Source organism: Borborobacter arsenicus (genome assembly GCF_003934165.1).
Classification (GTDB): Bacteria; Pseudomonadota; Alphaproteobacteria; order Rhizobiales; family Rhizobiaceae; genus Pseudaminobacter; species Pseudaminobacter arsenicus.
In genome coordinates this window covers 16,341-37,814 of sequence record NZ_RKST01000035.1, presented here as the reverse complement: position 1 = coordinate 37,814, position 21,474 = coordinate 16,341, and the positions used below count along the sequence as shown (strand labels likewise).

Genomic DNA, 21,474 nt, shown 5'->3' with positions numbered 1-21,474 from the left:
GTTCCGACCGTGTCGCCATGCTGAGCCCCGCCATCCGTCCCCCAAACCGGAACAGCGATCCATGGCCATCCCAGCTGGAGCATCAACACTATCGGTAACATTTTGCTTGAGGCAATGCGAGCAAGGGCCGTCATCAGGATCGGCCGCAGCCGCAACCGGCAGGCTTCGACCGCCGCGTCTACCGCAGTCGCGCCTCGTTCCTGCGCCTGCCTGGCGAACTCGACGATCAGGATGGCGTTCTTTGCCGCGAGGCCGACCAGCACGATCAGACCGATCTGAACAAGGATGTTGTTATCCAGACCTCGCAACGACACGCCGAGCAGTGCTGCCAATATGCCCAGGGGGACGATCAGCACGATCGCAAATGGCATGATCCAGCTTTCATACTGCGCGGACAGCGCCAGGAACACGAACAGCACCGAAAGGCCGAATATCAAGAGCGCGGTATTTCCCGTTTGCCGCTCCTGCAAGGCGAGTTCCGTCCATTCGAAAGATGTGCCCTGCGGCAGGACCTGTGCGGCAATTCCCTCCATCCTGTCCAGCGCATCACCTGTCGAAACGCCTGGCGCTGCGTTGCCCTGCAGCGGAACGGAGACATACATGTTGTAGCGCTGAACCAGTGCCGGTCCGGTGACGTCGCGGATTTCAAGCAGCGTGCCGAGTGGCACCAGGGCACCTGAAGCGGAGCGCACCTTCAGCTTCAGTATGTCGTCGCGGTCGAGGCGGAAGGCCTGGTCGGCCTGAGCCCGCACCTGATAGACGCGGCCGAACGCATTGAAATCGTTGACATAGGAGGTGCCGAGATTGATCGACAGCGTCTCGAAGATGGCCGGAATCGGCACATTGAGGATGCGCGCCTTGTCTCGATCGATCTGCAGGAAGAATTGCGGGCTCGATGCAGAAAAGGTGGTGAAAACACCGGTCAGACCGGGTATCTGGTTGGCCGCTCCGGCGATCTGATAGGCAAGCTGCAGAATCTGGCGGACGTCGGAGCTCGCCCGCTCCTGAATCTGCATCTTGAAGCCGCCGGAATTGCCGATGCCCGGCACTGGCGGCGGCGGCAGGGCAATGATGAAGGCCTCGCGAATGCCTTGCAGCGTGCTGTAGAGGCTGCCGATGACCTGGTCGGCCGACTGCCCGGCCGCCAGCCGGTGCTCGAAGGTATCGAAGGTTGCAAAAATGGCGCCGGCATTGCTGGCATTGGTGAAGGTCGCGCCGGAGAAGCCGGCGAACGCCACCGCGTCCATGACCCCCGGCGTATTGCGGATGATCTGCGAGGCCTGCAGCACTACGGCATCGGTTCTGGCGAGCGAGGCACCTTCGGGCAGTTGGACGACGATGATGGCGTAACCCTGGTCCATGGTCGGGATGAAGCCGCGTGGCACCGTCTGCAGCATATGATAGGTCGCGTAGATCAGCCCGGCAAATATCGCAAGCATCGCAACCAGCGCCACCGTTGAGCCAACCAGCACACGCACGATGCGCGCGTAATAGCCGGCCAGCCGATCGAAGCCGCGATTGAAGCCATTGGCGAGCGCGCGGCCGAAGCGTGCCGGCATATAACGCGGCGGCGCCGATGAATGATGCGGCTTGAACAGCAGCGCGGCCAGTGCCGGAGACAGCGTCAGCGAATTGACTGCCGAAATGGCCGTCGACACTGCAATTGTAACGGCGAACTGCAGATAGAACTGGCCGGAAATGCCCGGAATGAAGGCCGTCGGCACGAAGACCGCAATCAGCACCAGTGAGATTGCCAGCACGGCGGTTCCGACCTCGTCCATCGTTCGATGCGCGGCATCGTTGGGCTGGCGTCCAAGCGCGATGTTGCGCTCGACATTCTCGACGACCACTATGGCGTCGTCGACGACGATGCCGATCGCCAGCACCAGGCCGAACAGCGTCAGCATGTTGAGCGAGAAACCAAAGGCGTAGAGGACAGCCAGCGTGCCGATGAGCGAGACCGGAATAGCCACGATAGGCACGATCGCCATGCGCCAGGACTGCAGGAATATGATGATGACGATGACGACGAGCGCGATCGCCTCGAGGATCGTCTTGTAGACCTCGTTGATCGATTCCGAGATGAATTCGGTCGGATTGTAGACGATCTGGTAGGCGAGCCCGGGTGGAAAATCGCGGGCGAGTTCGGCCATCTTGGCCTGGATTTCGGCGGCGGAGGCGAGCGCGTTGGTGCCAGGTCTCTGGAAAATCCCCAGCGCAACCGCCTGCTTACCGTTGATATAGGAATTGGTGACGTAGTCGCGGGCCCCCAGTTCGATCCGCGCGACATCCTGGAGAGCGATCAGCCTGCCGTCCTCGGTTGACTTGACGATGACATAGCGAAAGTCGCGGGCTTCCTCAAAGCGCCCCTGCGTCGTGACCGTGTATTGGAACGCTACACTTCTATCTGTTGGCGGCGCGCCGATGGAGCCGCCTGACACCTGCACGTTTTGGTCGCGCAGGGCCTGCACGACGTCGCTCGCGGTCATTCCCAATGCCGACAGTTTCTCGGGGTCAAGCCAGATACGCAGCGAATATTCGCGTTCGCCGAAGATGATGAGATCGCCGCCGCCGTCCAGCCGCAGCAGCACGTCGCGCACCCGCGAGCGGGCATAGTTGGAAACGTAGAGCTGGTCATAGGTGTCGTCGGGCGACAGCATATGCACGACCATCATCAGGTCGGGCGAGCTCTTGGCGGTGGTGACGCCGAGCCGGCGCACCTCCTCGGGCAGGCGCGGCTCGGCTGTGGATACCCGGTTCTGGACCAGCACCTGCGCCTGGTCGAGATCGGTGCCGAGTTTGAAGGTAACGGTCAGCGCCATGGCGCCGTCGCCCGTGGAGTAAGACGACATGTAAAGCATGTTCTCGACGCCGTTGATGTCCTGCTCCAGCGGCGTCGCCACGGTTGCGGCGACCGTTTCGGCGTCCGCACCTGGATATTGCGCCCGTACGACAATCGTCGGCGGGGCGATCTCGGGATATTGCGCGACCGGAAGCTGCGTATAGGCGATGGCGCCGACGATCAACAGAACGATGGAAACGACCGAGGCGAAGATCGGGCGATCGACAAAAAAATGCGCGAACCTCATTTCCGCAATCCGACAGTTTCGGCAGTCGGGGGCAGGGTGACCATCTCGGCCTTCACCTTGGCGCCGGGCCTGGCGCGCATCAGGCCGTTGATCACGATGGTCTCGTTGCCGGTCAGTCCCTCGCGGATGACGCGATAACCATCAATGCGCGGGCCAGTGCGCACCGGCTTGGCGGAAACGGTTTCGGTGTCATCGACGACGAAGACGATACGGCGATCCTGGTCGGCGCCTATAGCTTCGTCAGGCAGCATTACGCCGCGGTATGGGAGCGAACCCGGCACATTGATGCGCCCGAACATACCGGGCTGCAGAATGCCGCCGGTATTCGGAAAGCGGGCGCGGACCCGCATGGTCCCGGTCGCACTGTCGATGCGGTTCTCGGCAAAGTCGAGCTTGCCTTTGAACGAGGCCTCTCTTTGGTCAGCGATGCGAACCACCACGTCGAGCCCGCTGCCGCCGTCCTGCATCGTGCCCCCGCGTTCACGCGCGTCGGCCGCATAGGTGAAATACAGCCGCTCGTCGATGTCAAAATAGAAGTCGATTGGGTCCTGGGCGACAATCGTCGTCAACAATGTCGAATCGGACTGGACGAGATTGCCGGCCGAGACGAGGCGGCGGTCGATGCGGCCTGTCAGAGGCGCTCTGATTTCGGTGAATTCGAGCTCGAGGCTCGCCTTGCGCATCGAGGCATTCGCGCCTTGGAACGTGGCCTGGGCGGAGAGATATTCCCGCCTGCGGTCGTCGAGTGTTGCCGCTGAAAGATTGCCAGACCTGGCGAGCTCCTCGGCGCGTTCCAACTGCACCTTGGTGAAGTCGAGCAGGCTGCTTGCGACGTCGACCTGCGACTTAGCTGCATCATAGGCTGCCTCGTAGGGACGCTGGTCGATGGTGAACAGCAGGTCGCCCTTGTTGACGAGCGCGCCGTCCTTGAAATGGACTTCTTCGAGATAGCCGCTGACACGCGAGCGGATCGTGACTTCGTCAACTGCCTCGAAGCGTCCGACGAACTCATCGTCCTCGACGATGTCGCGGACGACCGGCTTGGCGACGGATACGACGGGGGGATCCTGTTGTTGAGCAATTGCTTTTCCCTCGCCCAGAACCCCGGAAAGCAAGGCTGCGGACATGACGACTTTGCCAACCCGGGCCATCGTTGTGGGCAGGCGCGCAAAGGGGTGATCACTGTCGAAAAAAAATCGTATGTCCCGCGCGTTCATTGCAACCTACTCCATGGAGTTGATGGCATTTTGAACAGGTGTCACGCTCGCTGTGGGAAGCGGCCCCCATCATCGTGCATTTTACGCGATTTGTCCTGCCCGAAGTGGGTCGACGCAATAAGCTTTGAGCAAAGCGGGCTTGCCTAAGCTCCACTAGCGCTCCCGGCGCCAGTTAGCCCGCAAGCGCTTCCGTCCCGACGCTCTTCAGATCAACATGCCTCTTCGGGTTGGTGCGGTCCGGGGATACCTTGCAATTTGCCGTTGGCGGTTAACAACAGGCGACGCAATTCGAAGGTTGTCAGAGATCCAAGCGCTTGGCCGGATCCTGAATGTCTTGAAGGTGCTTACAGCCCCCCGAGGACTAATGACAGGACAGACGTTGTCGCGAACAAGCGCCGCAATTTCGTTGCTCCAGCTTGTCGACAGGCCGCTCAAGGTTCAACCTAAATCCGACCCAAGACAGACTGAACACTTAGGCAGGGATATTGGAATGGCTGCGGGATGAGCAGGCCCGCAGCCGACTTACAAGAACCATCGCTACCGATCGGGGCTTGATCGAAATGTTCAGTTGGAGAACGTGCGGTTGATCTCTGCGATCTGTTCGGCCTTCAGGGGCGAAGTCTTGCGATCGCCGATGATGAAATAGAGCTTCGCCGTCTCCTCCAGCTCCTCATAGGCATAGACCGCCTCCTCGATGGTGGCGCCGGAGACGATGGGGCCGTGATTGGCGAGCATGATGGCACGGTGGTCCTTCGAGGCTTCCCGCACGGCTTTCGCCAGAGCACGGTCGCCGGGTCGGAAATAGCGCACCAGCGGCAGCTTGCCCACGCGCATCACATGATAGGCCGTCAGCGGCGGCAACACGTCTTCCGTCTCCTCATGGCAAAGGCACGAGACCGCCACCGAATAGGTCGAATGCAGATGCACGATCGCCCTGGCGGCGGGGCGTTCTTCATAAACGGCCAGATGGAAGAAATATTCCTTCGATGGCGGATCGCCGGCGATGAGCGCGCCATCCGGGCGGATCTTGGAGATACGTTCCGGCTCGAGGAAGCCGAGGCTCGAATTGGTCGGCGTGATCAGGATCGACCCGTCATCTAGCCGCACGGAGAGATTGCCGGCGCTGCCATGGGCGAGCTGGCGATTGTAGAGCAGCGCCCCCATCCGCACCAGTTTCTCGCGCAGTTCCTGTTCCTGGCTCATGACCTTATGTCTCCTGCCAGTGCGCGAAGCGCGTCATTGAAAAAGGCGGGGCCGCCGAAATTGCCGGACTTCAACGCCAGCGCGATGTTGCGCCGCCGGCTGACGAGGACGGGCACGCCCGGGCTCACTTCTGGCCCGATGGCGAGGTCGCCGAGATCGAGCGCCTGGGCGACCGCGCCCGAGGTTTCGCCACCGGCGACGACCAGCCGCCTGACGCCGTCATCGACCAGGCGCCGCGCCGTGTCGGCAAAGAGTGCATCCAGCCGGCCGGCGACTTCCTCGCGACCGTAGCGGCGCTGCGCCTCGGCCACCTGTTCGGGCGTGGCGGAGGAATAGGCGAGCGGCGCATTGCCCTCATTGGCCGTGATGAAGGAAACGAGGTCGTCGGCCGTGGTGCGCCCGGCCATCACATCGTCTACCGAGATCGCCAATACCGGATGGCTGCTTGCATGGACGCCGATCTGGCCGCGGGTGGCGCCAGAGCAACTGCCGGCAAGAATGGCCTCCGGACCCGGTCTTCCCGCAAAGCCGGCCGCCTTGCCGCTGGCGAGGCCTCGCGCAATGAAATTTCCGGGTAGGCCAAGCGCGATGCCCGATCCGCCGGTGAGCAGGGGTGCGTCGGCGCAGGCCTTGCCGATTTCGGCCAAATCCGCATCGCTGATGGCGTCCACGATCGCCAGCGTCTCGCCGTGCGTGGCACTTGTCTGCAGTGCCGCCTTGATGGCGTCTGCGCCCTGATGCACCGTTGCCGCCAGCACGAGCCCGACATCGTCTTGTGTTTGCTTGCGCAAAAAGCGCCTGATATCGGGATCCGTCATCGGCGTCAGCGGATGGTTCTGCATGCCTGACTCACTCAGCAGCCGGTCATGCACGAACAGATGGCCCTGATAGACGGTCCGCCCGGTCGCAGGAAAGGCAGGGCATGCGACGACACCAGCGGTACCGACCGCCTTGGCAAGGGCTTCGCCGACCGGACCGATATTGCCCTCAGGGGTCGAATCGAAGGTCGAGCAATATTTGAAGACGATCTGGCGGCAGCCCTGCGCCTGCAGCCAGGCGAGTGCGGCAAGCGAGAGCTCGACCGCCTCTTCGGCGGGGACCGAACGGGATTTCAGCGAAACCACGCCAGCCTCCACATCCGGCGCCGCGTCGTGGTCGGGCACGCCGATATATTGCGCCGTCGCCAACCCGCCCTGGCCATTATGGCCGCGGGTCAGCGTGTTGGCGATGTCGCTTGCGCCGGTGAAATCGTCTGCAATTACGCCAAGCAGCATGCCGGCCTAGCCCTCCACCAGCGTTTTCATGCGCATCACCGCCGCTTCCGGCGCGGTGAAGACCGGCCGCTCGACGGCGCGGCGCACATCTTCCGCCGCGCGCGAGGTCGAGAAATGCGCCAGCATGATCGCGTCATGCTCGGTGAGCCTAGGGGCAAATTCCGCGACCAGCCTGTTATGGGTGGCGGCGTCGCCCTTGCGCAACGCGTCGATGGCGTCCGGCACGACGATGGTTTCGAGCGTGGCCGAAGCACCCGCCTCCTGTGTGAACTGGCGGAACTCCTCCTCCATGGTCGACACAGCGGGCGCGAAGGTCGCCAGCATGCCGATGCGCTTGCCCGAGGCAATCGCATCGCGGAACATCGCCTCGTTGGGCTTCAGCACCGGTAGCGGCAGTTCGGCCGCCATGCGATCGATGGCCGGCCCGAAGGCGGAACAGGTGATAAGGATGCCGTCGGCGCCTATGCGCCTGGCATAGCGGCCGAAATCGACGAAGCGGTCGATCAGCTCCTCGGACATTTCCGGGCCTTCCTTGGCCCGGTCGATGGTCAGCCCGTCATCGAGCAGATTGACTGGCTCGGCCTGCGGCCACAGTTCGGCCATGGCGGTCTTGATCGGGTCCATCGCCACAGGGGTGGCATGGAAAAGGACAATTCTGGGCTTGTTGCTGGACATGGCCGGACTCATGAAGATGTGCCGGCGGCGCGCGGCGCCAGTCCGGCATTGGCATAGGCCTGCATGGAAGCAGGGCTCGCCAGATGGTCGATGAAGGCCAGGGCTTCGGCTGGTCGACGGGCCTCGCAGAAGGCGGCGGCGGAAAAGTCGGTGTGCTTTTGCCAGACTGCGGGGAAGGGGCCGACAATGTCGACGCCCTCGACCGACATCAATTCGCTGATCTGCTGGACGGCGAGATCCGCCTCGCCGGAAATCAGTTTTTCGGCGGTGAATCCCGCCGGAATGGTCACCGCGCGTGCCTCGACCTCATCTGCTATACCGAGCGCCCGCGCCACTTCCTGGAGATGGAGGCCGCTGGCGCCTGTAAGCGAATAGGCGATGGCGCGCGAAGCAAGCAGCGCTGCCTTGAAGGTCTCCGGCGAAGAAATGTCGGGGCGCGGCGCACCGGCCCGCACCGCTAGGCCAAAGCCGGCGCGGGCGAGCGGCCGGATCGTGGATACCGAAAGCACGCCCTCGCCGGCCAGTGCCAGCGTCGGCTCATCGATGGAGATGATGACGTCGGCTCGCTCTCCGCCGCGAACGCGCTCCACCAGTACCCCGGTCGGGTTCCACTGCATGTCTACCTTCCTGCCACTGGCCTCCCAGGCGAACAGGATCGAGCGTTTAAGCGCCAGCGCCACCGCAAGCGTGCTCATGACTTTGAGAGCGTCGGGCAAGGTCCCTCCTAGCGTGCAGTTCCTATCTTGGCCTGCAGCGACAGAAGGCAGCCGCGCCGTCTCCCCGCAGGCGTCCTATCTTACGGCCATGGATAGGCCGATTACAGGCGCGGGCGGCCGGCAGGTCAATGTTGCAAAACGGTTTTTCACCTTGTGAAAATGCACGAAGGGTGCCGTCTATCGGCCAATCCCTTGGGTTAGGCGGGCGTCAGGCGGCATCTTCGCGACGCGAATTTCACAATGTGAAAATCACCCGGTGCGCATATTGACGAGGTCCGGGGCGGTTCCTACCAATATCGCCGGAGGAAATGGAGGAAGCCGATGGAGGCCGTCAAGGAGCAGGCGTGGCGGGATGGCCAATTTCGCCAGAACCAGTATGCGATGTCGTCCAAGGTCACCGGCAAGAGTGGCGGCAAGAGCATCCAGTCCGTCGACCGCGCGCTTTCGATCCTCGAAGCGCTATCACTCAGCAACACGCCGCTTATGCTCAACGAGATTGCCAAGCTCGTGGGCATCAACCTGTCCACCTGCCATCATCTGGTCAGCACGTTGGTCAAGCGCGGTTATGTCGTCTATGCCGGCCGTAGCAGCGGCTATTCGCTCAGTTCCGGACTCGAGGCCATCGCCCAGCGCTCGGCGCGGGATTTCAACCTGGTGAAATTCGTGCGCCCGAAGCTTCAGGAGCTCAACGCCAATCTGCGCGAGGCAGCCCAGATGTGCGTGCTGCGTGGCTCGGCGCTGGTGGCGCAGATTATGCTCGCCTCGCATATCAAGCCGCAGCTCGACCTGCGCGACAATACCAAGCCGCATACGGTGCATGCGCTGGCTGCCGGAAAGGCGATATTGGCCTGGCTGCCCGAGGCGCAGCTTGCCCGCGTCGTCGCCGATAACGGGCTCGCCTCCTTCACCGACAATACCATCACGACGCTGAGCGCTCTGATTGAGGAGCTTCGGCTGGTGCGCCGCGCCGGCTTTGCCATGGATGATGGCGAATTCCGTGCCGACATGGTGGGATATGGCGCGGTAGTGCGGGACATGTCCGGCGCCATCGTCTGTTCCATCGCGGTCACCATCCCGCGCAGCCGGGCAAGCGACGCCTATCGCACCCATGTCGCCCATGCCGTCGTCGATTGTGCACGCGAGCTTTCCGGCCGCATGCCGGCAGGCTGCTTCGTCTAAACGCCGACACACGGAATTCGGCTTGGCAGCAGCAGTCCCGACGAGCCGGCCGCCTGGTTTTCACATCGTAAAATGCTGTAAATACAATAGTTAAGATGAATCGCGCTGGGTGTAACTGTACGACTGAACAGTTGCATGTAAGGGCTGGCGATGAAGAAGATTTGCGACCTCGGTGTGATCGGGCTCGGCACAATGGGGGCAATGCTCTCCCTGAATTTCGCGGAGAACGGGTCGGATGTCGCCTTGTTCAACCGCACGCCTGAGAAAGCCGAGAAGCTGCGCGCCTATAATCCGGGGTTGGGCGAGCGCCTTCACCCGCAAGCCTCGATCGAGGATCTCGTCGCGGCGCTGCGCGCGCCGCGGGTCATCGTGCTGATGGTCGAGGCGGGCCCGGCGGTCGATGCCCAGCTCGAGGCGATGATGCACCTGCTGGATGAAGGTGACGTCGTCATCGATGCCGGCAACAGCGACTTCAACGACACTGTAGCGAGGAACCGGCGCTGGGACCCGACCGGCATCCATTTCGTCGGCATGGGCGTATCCGGCGGAGAACTGGGCGCGCGCCATGGCCCCTCGATCATGGTCGGAGGCGACCGCAAGGTCTGGGGCCGGCTACAGCCGTTGCTCGAACCGATCGCGGCAGAATATGAAGGCAGCCCCTGTGTTGCCTGGCTCGGCCCGGATGGCGCCGGCCATTTCGTCAAGACCATCCACAACGGCATCGAATATGCCGACATGCAAATGATCGCCGAGATCTACGGTATCATGCGCGACGGGCTCAACCTTTCGGCCGCCGCCATGGCGCGCATCTTTGCGGACTGGAACCGGCGCGGGCTTTCCTCCTATCTGGTCGAGATCACGGCCATCGTGCTTGCCGAGCGCGATCCGCGGACCAGGGAGGCGCTGGTCGACGTCATCATTGACGAAGCCGGCCAGAAGGGCACCGGGCGCTGGTCGGTGATCGCCGCGCAGCGGCTTGGCGTGGGCGCCACCACGCTGGAGGCGGCGGTGTCGGCACGCACAATCTCGGCGCTGCGCCATGAGCGCCTTGCCACCGGCGAAATCTACGGCAATCTGGATTGCAGGCAGGCCGGTTTTGAAAACAGTTCGGAGGGGATAGGCGAGCTCGAGGCAGCGCTGGAAGCGGCCAAGATCGTCGCCTATGCCCAAGGCTACGCCGCCCTTGCGGCGGCCTCGAGGCAATTCGGCTGGAACCTGCCGCTAGGCGAGATTGCCCGCATCTGGCGCGCCGGGTGCATCATCCGCTCCGTGTTCCTGCAGGACATCGCCAGGGCCTTCGACGAGGGCAGGTCCGTGGTCAACCTGCTGCAGGAGCCTTATTTCACCGGACGCATGAAGGCGACCCAGCAGGCCTTGCGCCGTGTCGTGGTAAAGGCGGTGGAGGCCGGCATTCCGGTTCCCGCGCTGTCGGCCTCGCTTGCCTATTTCGACGACTACCGCCGTACCCGTGGCTGCGCCAACCTCATCCAAGCGCAGCGCGACCTGTTCGGCGCCCACACATTCCGCCGCCTGGATGCGCATGGCGCGCATCATCATCAATGGCCGGCCGACTGAGCCAAGCGCCGTTTCAGCCCATCATTTTTCATATTGCGAAAAAGTCTTCTCTCTCGTTGACCCTTTTGCCGGGCCACGCGATAGTTTCAAGAATTATTTGCCGTTGTAGTGCAAAACGTCTTGCGGCAGAGAAGAAAAAGAAAGACGATTTGAGGAATAGAAAGAATTATTCCTTAATTCCTGAAAATTTCAAAGTTAATAGACAGGGCAGAGCAGTCTGTTCTGTCAGGGTGTCGAGTCCGTTTTTGCGGAGGAGGAACAGAATGCCACAACCAGACAATGTGAAAACCCATCCGGACTATCCGGTTCCGGAGACGATGAAGGCCTGGGTGCTTGGCGATCCAAATCAACTCACGCTGGTGGGCAAGCCGGTCCCAATGCCGAAAAAGGCCGAGGTGCTGCTGCGCATCGATGCAGTCGCCATCTGCGCGACCGACTTCGAGATCATTTCCCATGGTCCGCCGGCGCAGATTCAGGGCGGCGCCCCCTTCAACAAGAATTTCACTCCGGGTCACGAATACATGGGCACGGTGGTGGCGCTCGGCCCGGGTGTCGATGAATTCGCCATCGGTGACCGGGTGACGGTGGAGATCCATGCCGGTTGCGGCCAGTGCAAGCGCTGCCGCCAAGGCATGTACACCTCCTGCCACAACTACGGCAAGAATTACGGCGATGTCGATAAGGGGCATCGCGCCAACGGCTTCACCACCGATGGCGGCTTCTGCGAATATCAGGTCAACAATGTCAACACGCTGATTCATGTCGCCGATTCGATGAGCGACGAGGAAGCGACTTTGGTCGTCACGGCGGGAACCTCCATGTATGGTCTCACCGAGCTCGGCGGCCTGATTGCCGGCGATGCGGTCGTGGTCAGCGGACCGGGGCCGATCGGCCTGCTCGGCGCGGCGGTCGCCAAGGCGCTCGGCGCACAACCGGTCATCCTCACAGGAACCCGCGACAACCGCCTCGAAATCGGCAAGCGGCTCGGCGCAGACCACGTCATCAATGTGCGCAAGGAGAATGTCGTCGAGGCGGTACGCAAGCTGACCGGCGGCAAGGGTGTCGATTTCGTGGTGGAATGCTCGGGTGCGCCAAACGCGGTCAACGAGGCCGCCCAGATGCTCAACCGCGGCGGCAAGATCTGCCTGGCCGCCTTCCCCAGCGAGGAAGTGCCGATCGACGTGGCCTATCTGGTGCGCAACAACATCTATCTCTACGGCATCCGCGGCGAGGGCAAGTCGGCGACCCATCGCGCCGAGGCGTTCATGCGCCAGAAGCGCTTCGACGCCACCCTCATCCACACTCATACTTTCGACATGGAAGATTTGCCGGAGGCGTTGCGTTATGCCAGGGAGCGCGTCGAGGATGCAATCAAGGTCGTGGTCAAGAACAAGCACGCCGCACGCCAGCTCAAGGCTGCGGAATAGCTTTTGCAAAGCCGGCGCCTTCGAGCGCCGGCTTAATCATTTGTGGACCGGAGCAGGAACGCCAAAATAGATCAGCACAAACTTCGTGGCCGGAACCAAGGGAGGTGTGGCGCCAGTGCCGCGGCGGTTTTGGGTTGATGAAGCAAGGAGGAGAAAATGAAAAACTATACAACGATGCTGGCCGGGGTGGCGCTTTGTGCCGCAGCAGGCGTGGCCCAGGCACAGTCTGATTTTCCGCAGCACCCGATCGAAATGACGATCCTGTTCGGTGGATCGGCTCAGACCGTTGGCCAGGTCCTGGCAGAGGAAATGTCCAAGCTCTCCTCGCAGCCGGTGGTTGCGGTGAGCCGGCCGGGCGGCGGCGGCGCGGTTGGCTACAGCTATGCCCAGGCGACAGAAGCAAATGGCTACAATATCGTCTGGAACTCAAATTCCATTTCGACCGTCTATTATCAGGGCAACCTGCCTTTCGATTACAAGGCGTTCACGCCGATCGCCCGTGTGGGCGTCGAAGTGCCGGTGGTCGCCGTGCGGTCGAACAGCGGTTGGAATACGCTTGAGGCGCTCGCCGCTGGTGCCAAGCAGCGCGGCACTCCGCTGCGTGTGGGCGTTTCGGGGTTGGGCTCCTTTACCCATCTGGTATCGGCAGCACTGTTCAACCAGCTCGGGGTCCCGGTCGTCTATGTTCCTTATGGTGAGGGACGTGCACCGGCCGAACTGCTGGCAGGGCGCGTGGATGTGGCCATCCAGTGGCCGAGCCAGTTCCAGTCGCATGTGCGCAATGGCACGCTCACGCTGGTCTGCTCGACCGGCATTGAGAAGATCGAGGCGGAAGGTGCCGTTCCTACCTGCGCGGAGGCTGGCGCTAAGGGAATGAACATCACGATGTGGCGCGGCCTGGTCGCTCCAGCCGGCACGCCGCCGGAAGTCGTCGAGAAGCTTGAGGAAACCGCCAAGCAGGCCGTTGAAAGCGCGGCATTCAAGAAAACCGTGGTCAATCTCGGCTTTACGCCCGCCTATCTGCCGGCGCAGGAGTTCGGCGAACTTATTGCAAAGGACGATGCCGTTATCAGTGATCTGATGTCAAAACTCGGCATGAACAACAGGTAGGGATGGCGATGACGAGCATCCTACGCGACAGGCTGCTGTTCATCACCCTCTTCGTGGTGGGCGTTGCCTGGGTGATCGCCTCGGTAGTGACGATCCCGAACGGATATTCGGGGTCGCATATTTCCCCAAGAACCTTTCCTGTAACGCTGGGCGTTCTGTTGTCGGGCCTCGCCCTGATCGGCCTGCTTGGCGTGGAGCGCAAGCATCGTCGGGAAAAGGTCGTCGAGATGCCCGACAAGGGAGGCATGGCCCGAGAGATTTGGGCCGCACTGGCCACATTCGGCTTCCTGATTTTCTACGTCATCGCCACGTATATTCTGGGCTTCACTCTGGCCACGATTCTCGCGGTCGCGGTTTTCCTCGTGACAGTCCTGAAAGAGCGCTCACCTGCCGTGATCGGGGCGATGTCAATCGGGCTCGGGTTTGGATTGTATCTGCTCATGAGCAGCCTGCTTGGCGTCTATCTGCCATCGGGCCTGATCGTATTGGGGATTTGACATGGACGCATTTATCACCGCGTCTGTTCTGGCCTTTCAACCCCAGTCGCTTTTGGCCCTCGTCATAGGCAGCCTTTTCGGGCTTGCATTCGGATGTATTCCGGGCCTGACCTTCACTATGGCGCTGGCCTTGATCCTGCCGCTGACCTTCACGCTGGATCCCATGATGGCGATCGCGATGCTCATATCCACCTATATCGGTGGAGCAAGCGGAGGAACGGTGGCTGCCATTCTCATCGGGGTTCCGGGAACGCCGTCTTCTGCCGCGACGGTGAGCGATGGCCACGCGCTAGCCAAATCAGGCAAGGCTAGTCTTGCAATCGCCATGGCGACGATCTCCTCCACGTTGGGTGGCATCTTCAGCCTTGTCGTGATGGTCTTTTCGGTCAAGTTCCTGGCCGAGGTGGCGCTTGTGTTTGGGCCGGCGGAGATTTTCGCGCTCGTGGTTTTCGGGATGGCCATGATATGCGGCCTTGCTGAGCAGTCCCTTGTGCGAGGGCTTATCGGCGGCGTGATCGGCCTCATGGTCATGACCATCGGCCAGGATCCCATCGACGGCGTATCGAGGTTGACCTTCGGCAATGTCCAACTCCTGCAGGGCGTGGACCTGCTCGTCGCCATGATCGGCCTGTTTGCCGTCCCGCAGGTAGTCGACGCATTGGCAACTCACAGGAATGGCACTGCCGTCGAGAGCAAATCGGTCAAGGTGGAACTGCCAAGCCTGGGCTATATCCTGGGCTTCCGCTGGAACCTTCTGCGATCGAGCCTTCTTGGTACCGTCATCGGCGCAATACCGGGGACCAGCGGCACCGTCGCGGCCTTCATCGCCTATGCGCAAGAGAAGCGTCTGGCACGCAATCCGGAACGCTGGGGCAAGGGTGAGATGGGGGGTGTGGTTGCGCCCGAGACCGCAAACAATGCGGTCACGGGCGGGGCGATGATCCCGATGCTCGGGCTCGGCATTCCGGGAGATCCGGCAACTGCGCTGATCCTGGGCGGACTGCTCGTCCACGGCATCCAACCTGGCCCGCTGCTTTTCATTGAACAGCCGGAAACGGTCTACAGCATCTATTTCTTCTTTGGCCTGTCCTATGTGCTTGTCACGCTAACAATGCTGTTCGGGGTCAAGGTATTCGTGCAGGCACTGAAGCTTCCCCATCATCTGCTGGCGGTGGCGATCATGGTGCTGTGTGTCGTCGGGTCATACTCCCTGCGCAACTCCATGTTCGATATCGGCGCCATGGTTGTGGTGGGGCTGATCGGCTATCTCCTGCAAAAGGCGCGGGTTCCGCTAACGCCAATCCTGCTCGGCCTGGTGCTGGGTCCGATTATGGAGCGCGAACTGAGGACAGCAATGATCATGTCCGGCGACAATGCAACGATCCTCCTGTCGCCGATCTCGCTCTTTTTCTTCGGCCTGTCCTTGCTCGTTGTCGTCCTTCAGGTCGTGGGCATGGTCAGGGCGCAACGGCAAAAGCAGGCCGTGTCAGCTTGATCCATCCTGCTTGATTTGCCAGCAGCCATGGCGCCGCCGGCGTCATGGCTGCTGGCGTTCAGTGGCAAAGGAAGGAGAACCCCGATGCCGGGAAGCGAGAGTCGATTTCCCGACGCGCACAGGCTCTCAATGCACGGATTTTCACATCGGTAAATCGTCAAGTAACTGATTGATTCGGCAGGCGATTCAAGAATGATGGAGATCAAAGCGAGCCTGTTTCGCTGGGTTTCAAATAATCATCAAAGGCAGATCAATGAGCTTCGCATATTCTGAAGGCAACCCGGTCGAGGATACCTCGAAGCTGCACAAGCCTCCATTCGACACCGGCCGCCTGGATCGACTGATGGAGGAGGCGACGCTGGATGCTCTCCTGGTCACCTCCAAGCACAGCATCCAATACTTATTGGGCGGCTACCGGTTCTTCTTCTACGATTACATGGATGCGCATGGGCTGAGCCGCTATCTGCCCTTCTTCATCTATGTGAAAGGCCGGCCGCTGGATTCCGGCTATGTCGGTGCGCCGATGGAGCGCTACGAGAAGCAGCTCGGCAAATTCTGGGTTTCCAACCTCGACCTGAAGAACCATTTTGCCAAGGCTTACGCCAAGTCCGCCGCCGAGTTGCTGAAGAGCCTGGGTGGCGGCCGGGGACGCATTGGCATCGAAGTGGGCTTCATGCCCATCGACGCCTACCGCGTCCTTGAGGAGGAACTGCCGCAGGCCGAAATAGTGGACGGCACCTACACGCTCGAGATCCTGCGTGCGCTCAAGACTCCTGCGGAGCTGGCCATCATTCGCGAAGCTTCGGAGAAGGTGGTCGATTCCATGCTGGCCGTCATCTCCAAGCACGGTCCCGGCGTGAGCAAGCGCGCGCTGTTTGAGGCGCTGCGTCAGGAAGAGACGGCGCGCGACCTCAAGTTCGAATATGCGCTGACCAACATCGGCACCGCATTCAACCGTGCGCCCTACGACAAGATCTGGGAGGAAGGCGAGACGCTGGCCCTCGATTCGGGCGGCAACTACAAGGGCTATATCGGCGACCTTTGCCGCATGGCCTACACCACGGAACCGGATCAGGAACTGGTGGACCTGCTCGGTCAGATTGAACTCGTCCAGCAGGCAGCTCGCCGCAACCTGCGCCCCGGTACGATCGGAGCCGGGATATTCGAGAACGCCAACGCTGCCCTGGCCCAGTGCCCGGCCAAGGACCAGATGTTCTTCATGGCTCATGGCATGGGCATTGTGAGCCACGAAGCGCCGTGGCTTATGAACAATGCTTTCCCGAACTATCCGGCCCACCACCGCAACCTGCCGCTGGAAGAGGGGATGGTCGTCTCCATCGAGACGGAGCTGCATCACACCAAGCGCGGCTTCATCAAACTGGAGGATACGGTGGCGATCACGAAGGATGGTTGCGAAGGCTTCGGCGACCATGGTCGCGGCTGGAACATCGCGGGCCGGTGAAATGCGGACGGTACGGCGCCGTCCACCAGTATCTGTACTTCAGGAACCCTGGCGGAGCGGACGATGTCAGACTTCCCCTATAGCGCCCATATTGGCTACCTGTTCACTGACAAGCCGTTGCGCGAGCGCATTGCAGCCGCAAAACGCCACGGGTTCTCGGCGGTCGAGTATCCAGCGCCCTACGGTGTTCCGGCACAGGAAATGGCAGAATGGCTCCGGGCCGAAGGTCTGCCCTACACGCAGTTCGGGCTGTATTCCGGCGACGCGCAACGCGGTGAGAAGGGGTTGGCGATCTTCCCCGAGCGGCGCGAGGAATTTCGCCGCAGCGTCGAGGACGGGTTGGACTATGCCGAGGCGATTGGCGTGGGCATGGTGCATGCCATGGCGGGCGTCTTGCCCGCAGCGAACCGCAAACAGGAACATTGGGACTGCTATGTGGAAAACTTGGCCTATGCCGCCGGCGAGGCGGGCAAGCGCGGCATTACCATCCTCATTGAGGCGATGAGCGCCGGCGCTGTGCCCGACTATTTCATCGATACGGCTAACCGCGCTGCTGCCGCGATCGCTGCAGCCGGCGGCACCAATCTCGGCCTGCTCCTCGACATCTTCCACACTGCCAATATGGGTCTCGATATTTTCGAAGAGATCAGGACTCATGCTGGCCTCATCGCCCATGTGCATATCGCAGACTATCCAGGCCGCCACGAGCCCGGTTCGGGCTCGCTTGATTTCGACCGGATCGGCGGGATGCTCGCTGAAATCGGTTATCGCGGTCGCCTCGGTTGCGAATACGTGCCGGCCGGCGACACGGAGGCAGGCCTCGCCTGGCTCGCCGCATTGAATGGAAGCCCCGCGCACATTTAGAGACCAGAACTAGGGTTGTGTCGTAAATCCGCATCGGGAACATGAGTAGTTCGCTCGCCCGTCTTCACGCGCGACGAGGATCTCGAAATGCTCGGCGATTGACGGTGCTGGATTGTAGGCCTCGCCTGCCGTTTGCGCATCATGTGCACCATCTCGATCCCAGCCAGGATCGTCATTGCGCAGCCGGTGGATTTGAAGCCGATCATGGGTCGGGTCCACTCCGGCGGTAAACTCGTTCGACCGATACACAGAACCCCGTTTCATTCCGGCTATTCGATCTGACAGATAACCTTCCTGAAAATCGGCCCGTACACTCTCCAGATCCGGTAAACAACCTAATCTCGGTGTCACGAAACCGGCAGCAGGCCAATGCATCAGAACTTCACGTGGAGCGTCGCATCAAAGCCGTTCTGCGTTGCACCACTACCGAATTGTCCCTGATAGGCGACGCCGAGTGTTGCAGCTTCGGTGAGGTTCCAGTCGAGCCCCGTTTCAAGGACGGCGGCATCCTTGGCGATCGGCACGCCGGCGATCGTGAAGGCGTCCCCGCCGGCGAAGGCAAAGGCTGGTGTGGCAAGCGGCGTGGTGTCGCCGAAGGCATGCGTCCAGCCGAGCATACCGCGCGCCGTCGCCTTCATGCCGCCAAGGTCGAAGCCGGTCGAGGCGCGGACACCCAACGTGGTGAAGGTGGCATCGGTGGTCTGTGACGGACTGGTCAGCGCCGCCGCACCGCCCTTCTCGGTGAAGCCGTTGGTATGCAGATTGACATAAGCGAGGTTGGCGAAGGGCTCGAACGAGGCGGTCGCCGTGTCGACGCGGTAGCCGAGTTCGCCGAAGGCCTGGAAGGTGCCGGCATCGTAGTCGGCGCTCAGGCTGTCGGCAAAGCCGGGGAAGGCGACCGAACGGGCCGTTTCAATGTCGTGCCAGCTATAGGCAAGGCCCGAGCGGAAGCCGAGCGCACCCATCTGCGTGCCGCCATAAAGACCGAGATGATAGTTGTCGCTCGAGCCCGACGAGGCGCGGCCGTCGACATCGAAACTGTCATGGCTGTAGCCGGTCATGATGCCCAGCCGGACATTCTCGGCAACCAGCCCGTCGATGCCGGTGAAGAAGCCGCCGATGGAGCGGTCGAGTTCGGCGGCATTGCCGTCGCCGTCGGTGCCGCCCCAGGTGATCTGCCTGCCCCCGAGTCCCACCGCTGCGGGACGTAATTTACGGTTGAATACTTGTCGAATGCGATCGTGAAGCTGACGATGGCCCGGCCATCCACCGGCTTCGCTCGAAGGCGTCGATTTACCGTTTTCCTGCTCAAAGCAGGGCGGCATGCGACGGCACGGCCGCGGATAATACGAGCGGCCGTCGCTTAGTTTGCCGGTATCTGCGGCGGAGCAAACACGATGAAGGGGGTCTTGGGCGCCTCGCCGGGTTTCACATAGTCCGGTGCGGGCTCTCCCGGCGCTCCGAGCGATTTGACGTATTGATAGATCGACCGCAGTTCGTTGTCCGTCATGGCATGGAGGCCGAACCATGGCATCGGCGGCCGCGTCTTGACCTCATGGCCGTAGCGGACGAATTCGTCCTCGCTCATCTTGGACAGTGTAAGGCGCAGGTTGGCGGGATAGGTCGTGCCCCACGGCCCCTGGAAACCGACATGACTGCCCATCAGCGCCTTCGCCAGATCGACCTGGCCGCCGTTCTCGGCAAAACCTTCTGTGTGGCAATCATGGCAGCCACCTATCGTGGCAATGCGCAATCCTTCCTCTATCGAAACCACATCCGCTGCGGTGGCGGCTGAAGTAGCCATAACCATTCCGAGCACAATTCCCGTACGAAACATCTTCCTTTTCCCTTCCGCCTCGCGACTTAAACGCGCGTCGCGAGATTCCGCACGGTTTAAGTTCTTGATTTCAGGCATGTCTCCCACCTCCGAAACCATCGCATTTCCGTCCAGGAACAGAAATTCAAGGCGCTTGCTAGAGGTCGAATCCGCCATTACCTTTTGCCGGCAACGTAAAATCAGCAGTTCTTCGCCAACAAGTTTTCCGAGCGGAAATTCCCTGGAAATCTTTGGATTTTTGGAGGAAATAGTATCGAGTCAGGGCTTGAGGGAAAAATGGCGCAGCATATTGCCGAGAAGTTGCGGGTAACTGCAGCGCTGCTTGGAGCTATTTCGCGTAAGGATCTGGCCGCTGCATTTCGCCGCGCCAATCCGGAAACTGCATTTGATCTTGGCCGTGCCGATAAATGGCTCCAAGGCCGTTCGCAGCCGCGCCAGCTCAGCGTATATGAAGATTGGTCGAAGGTTCTGGATCTGGATCGCCCTGGAGCGTGGATTGCGCAATGCGAAGTGGAAGCTTTCGCTGAAGCCGTTTGTGAGCACCATGGTGTTGACCGGGAGGAACTGGAACGCCGGATGGGTTCCCACATATCGCCTTCCCGCCTGGTCGACCAAGGCATAGATGCGACGATGTCCGGGGCATACGCCTGCTATTCCAAGGCGCTGTCCCCATATTATCGCGGCCAGCTAATCCGCAGCACCGTGTCCATCAAAATGGATAGGCGATCGCGCAGCATGACTGCCACGTATAAGGAGGCCTTACCGACCGGTTCGTTTCTCATGACAGGACCGATCACGCTCGCAAAAAGAGGACTCTACATACACCTGCGGGAATCCGGAGGCGATGCACAGTTCTTCCTCAGCCTTTTTCTGCCGTCGCCGCCGGGTAGCGTTCTTGCCGGCTATATGTGCGGCACAACGATCATCGGCCCGGAACCCTTGCCCTCTGCAGTGCGCATTCTCATGATCAGGCTGCCCAAGTCGACGAACCTCCCGGACGACTGGGGAGGATACCTCCTGTCCTCGGGATCAATCGTCGAAGATTTAGGAAGACTGGGAATAGCCTTGGATAGCGAAAGCCATCCGCTCGATCGTCAACTGTGGCAATTTCTCAATGAAGACGGAAACAACGGCCCGTGTCAGATTACGGAATCCAGTTTCCGCACAATTGTCAACGTGTTCGACCGTCATTGGCTGCGGCATCACGCGTGAGCCAGTGGCTGGCGGGGCGGCCTTCGCATGCCCTGTCATGGCAGTCCAATGTCGAAACGGCGATCTGGGCCGGCATGGCGCAGCGCGAGGTGGCCGATGGCTGCTCGCTCTGCCACACAATGTAATTCCTGCCATACCCGCCACGAATTCTCCGCCGCCGAGGCGCGCAAGCTGAGGCCTGCTCGACCTGCCACAACGGCGTCGCCATAATGGATTCGAGGCATTCAGCCTGTCCAAGCACGGCGTCATCTACAAGACGCAAGGCGCTTCGTGGGACTGGGAAAAGCCGTTGCCCGCAGCGCTCGGCGAAGGCGGCCAGACCTGCCATATGGAATGTAATGGCAAATTTGGTCACAACCTGGTGCGCAAGGTGCGCTGGGGCTTCGAGCCGACAGCTATCAACCGCATGAGCAATGAACGGCTAGGGCATCGGACCGAAAGTTCGTAGCAAGACTATAATCATCCATCGCGGGCAGGACGGCTAGCCACCACGCTAAAGCCTCGGCGTGGAAGTCAACTCGAGGTATCGGATACTTGTGGGCGAAAACTCGACGGAGTCTGCAACTTTTTCGTTGCGGCGCAGCATAGCTACGGTTAGCCTCCTGACCGGCGGTGGTGATTGAGTTCGTTGAGGATTGTAAA

The 21,474-nt window shown here is 61.2% G+C and carries 19 protein-coding genes and 1 pseudogene; 11 read left to right on the top strand and 9 right to left on the bottom strand.

Features of this window, described 5'->3' with window-relative positions; genetic code table 11:
- The 6 genes from EET67_RS22975 to EET67_RS22950 all read right to left on the bottom strand — a co-directional run.
- A partial coding sequence (locus EET67_RS22975; RefSeq protein ID WP_133308884.1) for an efflux RND transporter permease subunit occupies positions 1-3,089 on the bottom strand: 3,089 nt, incomplete at its 3' end.
- On the bottom strand, positions 3,086-4,216 hold the full coding sequence (locus EET67_RS22970) for an efflux RND transporter periplasmic adaptor subunit (protein WP_128628542.1): 1,131 nt from the start codon (positions 4,214-4,216) through the stop codon (positions 3,086-3,088). The genes EET67_RS22970 and EET67_RS22975, both read right to left, overlap by 4 nt.
- Before the next feature lie 654 nt (positions 4,217-4,870).
- Entirely contained in the window at positions 4,871-5,509 is a 639-nt protein-coding gene (otnC, locus tag EET67_RS22965; RefSeq protein WP_128628541.1) for a 3-oxo-tetronate 4-phosphate decarboxylase, read from the bottom strand.
- The gene (gene otnK, locus EET67_RS22960; protein ID WP_128628540.1) at positions 5,506-6,783 is read right to left on the bottom strand and encodes a 3-oxo-tetronate kinase; all 1,278 of its coding nucleotides are present in this window, start codon (positions 6,781-6,783) and stop codon (positions 5,506-5,508) included. Before otnK ends, otnC begins: the two co-directional genes overlap by 4 nt.
- 6 nt (positions 6,784-6,789) lie before the next feature.
- Positions 6,790-7,458: an aspartate/glutamate racemase family protein gene (locus EET67_RS22955; RefSeq protein WP_128628539.1), complete on the bottom strand. Its 669-nt coding sequence runs from the start codon at positions 7,456-7,458 to the stop codon at positions 6,790-6,792.
- Between the two features lie 8 nt (positions 7,459-7,466).
- A complete protein-coding gene (locus EET67_RS22950) occupies positions 7,467-8,174 on the bottom strand; it encodes a molybdate ABC transporter substrate-binding protein (protein ID WP_128628538.1) in 708 nt (235 codons plus the stop codon).
- 321 nt (positions 8,175-8,495) lie between these two features.
- Here EET67_RS22950 and EET67_RS22945 point away from each other — a divergent pair, with 321 nt between their 5' ends.
- The 8 genes from EET67_RS22945 (at position 8,496) to EET67_RS22910 (ending at position 17,783) form a co-directional block, all read left to right on the top strand.
- Positions 8,496-9,353 (top strand): IclR family transcriptional regulator, encoded by an 858-nt coding sequence (locus tag EET67_RS22945; RefSeq protein WP_128628537.1) that lies wholly within the window; start codon positions 8,496-8,498, stop codon positions 9,351-9,353.
- A 150-nt stretch (positions 9,354-9,503) separates the two neighbouring features.
- Entirely contained in the window at positions 9,504-10,928 is a 1,425-nt protein-coding gene (gndA, locus tag EET67_RS22940) for an NADP-dependent phosphogluconate dehydrogenase (protein ID WP_128628536.1), read from the top strand.
- A gap of 263 nt (positions 10,929-11,191) precedes the next feature.
- The gene (locus tag EET67_RS22935) at positions 11,192-12,355 is read left to right on the top strand and encodes a zinc-dependent alcohol dehydrogenase (RefSeq protein ID WP_128628535.1); all 1,164 of its coding nucleotides are present in this window, start codon (positions 11,192-11,194) and stop codon (positions 12,353-12,355) included.
- Positions 12,356-12,511: 156 nt separating this feature from the next.
- On the top strand, positions 12,512-13,465 hold the full coding sequence (locus tag EET67_RS22930; protein WP_128628534.1) for a Bug family tripartite tricarboxylate transporter substrate binding protein: 954 nt from the start codon (positions 12,512-12,514) through the stop codon (positions 13,463-13,465).
- Positions 13,466-13,473: 8 nt separating this feature from the next.
- Positions 13,474-13,962 carry a tripartite tricarboxylate transporter TctB family protein gene (locus EET67_RS22925; RefSeq protein ID WP_165900007.1) on the top strand — a complete coding sequence of 163 codons (489 nt, stop codon included), beginning with the start codon at positions 13,474-13,476 and terminating at the stop codon, positions 13,960-13,962.
- Between the two features lies 1 nt (position 13,963).
- Positions 13,964-15,457: a tripartite tricarboxylate transporter permease gene (locus tag EET67_RS22920; RefSeq protein ID WP_128628532.1), complete on the top strand. Its 1,494-nt coding sequence runs from the start codon at positions 13,964-13,966 to the stop codon at positions 15,455-15,457.
- Between the two features lie 253 nt (positions 15,458-15,710).
- Entirely contained in the window at positions 15,711-16,919 is a 1,209-nt protein-coding gene (locus EET67_RS22915) for a M24 family metallopeptidase (RefSeq protein WP_128628531.1), read from the top strand.
- Between the two features lie 63 nt (positions 16,920-16,982).
- Positions 16,983-17,783, top strand: coding sequence for a hydroxypyruvate isomerase family protein (locus EET67_RS22910; RefSeq protein WP_128628530.1), 801 nt, complete (start codon positions 16,983-16,985; stop codon positions 17,781-17,783).
- Between the two features lie 9 nt (positions 17,784-17,792).
- Here the strand turns inward: EET67_RS22910 and EET67_RS26185 are convergent.
- The 3 genes and pseudogenes from EET67_RS26185 to EET67_RS26180 form a co-directional block, all read right to left on the bottom strand.
- Positions 17,793-17,995: pseudogene (locus EET67_RS26185) on the bottom strand (hypothetical protein); the annotation flags it as partial.
- Between the two features lie 162 nt (positions 17,996-18,157).
- Positions 18,158-18,979, bottom strand: coding sequence for an autotransporter outer membrane beta-barrel domain-containing protein (locus EET67_RS22905; protein ID WP_281011180.1), 822 nt, complete (start codon positions 18,977-18,979; stop codon positions 18,158-18,160).
- Between the two features lie 167 nt (positions 18,980-19,146).
- The gene (locus EET67_RS26180) at positions 19,147-19,776 is read right to left on the bottom strand and encodes a c-type cytochrome (protein WP_245451164.1); all 630 of its coding nucleotides are present in this window, start codon (positions 19,774-19,776) and stop codon (positions 19,147-19,149) included.
- Between the two features lie 120 nt (positions 19,777-19,896).
- Here EET67_RS26180 and EET67_RS22900 point away from each other — a divergent pair, with 120 nt between their 5' ends.
- The 3 genes from EET67_RS22900 to EET67_RS26430 are packed head-to-tail and all read left to right on the top strand — an operon-like array spanning position 19,897 to position 21,280.
- Positions 19,897-20,832: a hypothetical protein gene (locus EET67_RS22900; protein ID WP_128628528.1), complete on the top strand. Its 936-nt coding sequence runs from the start codon at positions 19,897-19,899 to the stop codon at positions 20,830-20,832.
- Positions 20,829-20,957, top strand: a complete 129-nt coding sequence (locus EET67_RS26435) for a multiheme c-type cytochrome (RefSeq protein ID WP_281011178.1) — start codon at positions 20,829-20,831, stop codon at positions 20,955-20,957. The genes EET67_RS22900 and EET67_RS26435 overlap by 4 nt, the downstream gene beginning before the upstream one ends.
- Positions 20,958-21,010: 53 nt before the next feature.
- Positions 21,011-21,280, top strand: coding sequence for a multiheme c-type cytochrome (locus tag EET67_RS26430; RefSeq protein WP_342634683.1), 270 nt, complete (start codon positions 21,011-21,013; stop codon positions 21,278-21,280).
- Positions 21,281-21,474 lie beyond the last annotated feature (194 nt).

Coding starts and splice junctions, on each gene's coding strand:
- otnC (WP_128628541.1), bottom strand. CDS start 5,509: ATGAGCCAGGAACAGGAACTGCGCGAGAAACTGGTGCGGATGGGGGCG.
- EET67_RS22900 (WP_128628528.1), top strand. CDS start 19,897: ATGGCGCAGCATATTGCCGAGAAGTTGCGGGTAACTGCAGCGCTGCTT.
- EET67_RS22935 (WP_128628535.1), top strand. CDS start 11,192: ATGCCACAACCAGACAATGTGAAAACCCATCCGGACTATCCGGTTCCG.
- otnK (WP_128628540.1), bottom strand. CDS start 6,783: ATGCTGCTTGGCGTAATTGCAGACGATTTCACCGGCGCAAGCGACATC.
- EET67_RS22915 (WP_128628531.1), top strand. CDS start 15,711: ATGAGCTTCGCATATTCTGAAGGCAACCCGGTCGAGGATACCTCGAAG.
- EET67_RS22955 (WP_128628539.1), bottom strand. CDS start 7,458: ATGTCCAGCAACAAGCCCAGAATTGTCCTTTTCCATGCCACCCCTGTG.
- EET67_RS26180 (WP_245451164.1), bottom strand. CDS start 19,776: ATGGCGGATTCGACCTCTAGCAAGCGCCTTGAATTTCTGTTCCTGGAC.
- EET67_RS22945 (WP_128628537.1), top strand. CDS start 8,496: ATGGAGGCCGTCAAGGAGCAGGCGTGGCGGGATGGCCAATTTCGCCAG.
- EET67_RS22930 (WP_128628534.1), top strand. CDS start 12,512: ATGAAAAACTATACAACGATGCTGGCCGGGGTGGCGCTTTGTGCCGCA.
- EET67_RS22920 (WP_128628532.1), top strand. CDS start 13,964: ATGGACGCATTTATCACCGCGTCTGTTCTGGCCTTTCAACCCCAGTCG.
- EET67_RS22910 (WP_128628530.1), top strand. CDS start 16,983: ATGTCAGACTTCCCCTATAGCGCCCATATTGGCTACCTGTTCACTGAC.
- EET67_RS22925 (WP_165900007.1), top strand. CDS start 13,474: ATGACGAGCATCCTACGCGACAGGCTGCTGTTCATCACCCTCTTCGTG.
- EET67_RS22970 (WP_128628542.1), bottom strand. CDS start 4,216: ATGTCCGCAGCCTTGCTTTCCGGGGTTCTGGGCGAGGGAAAAGCAATT.
- gndA (WP_128628536.1), top strand. CDS start 9,504: ATGAAGAAGATTTGCGACCTCGGTGTGATCGGGCTCGGCACAATGGGG.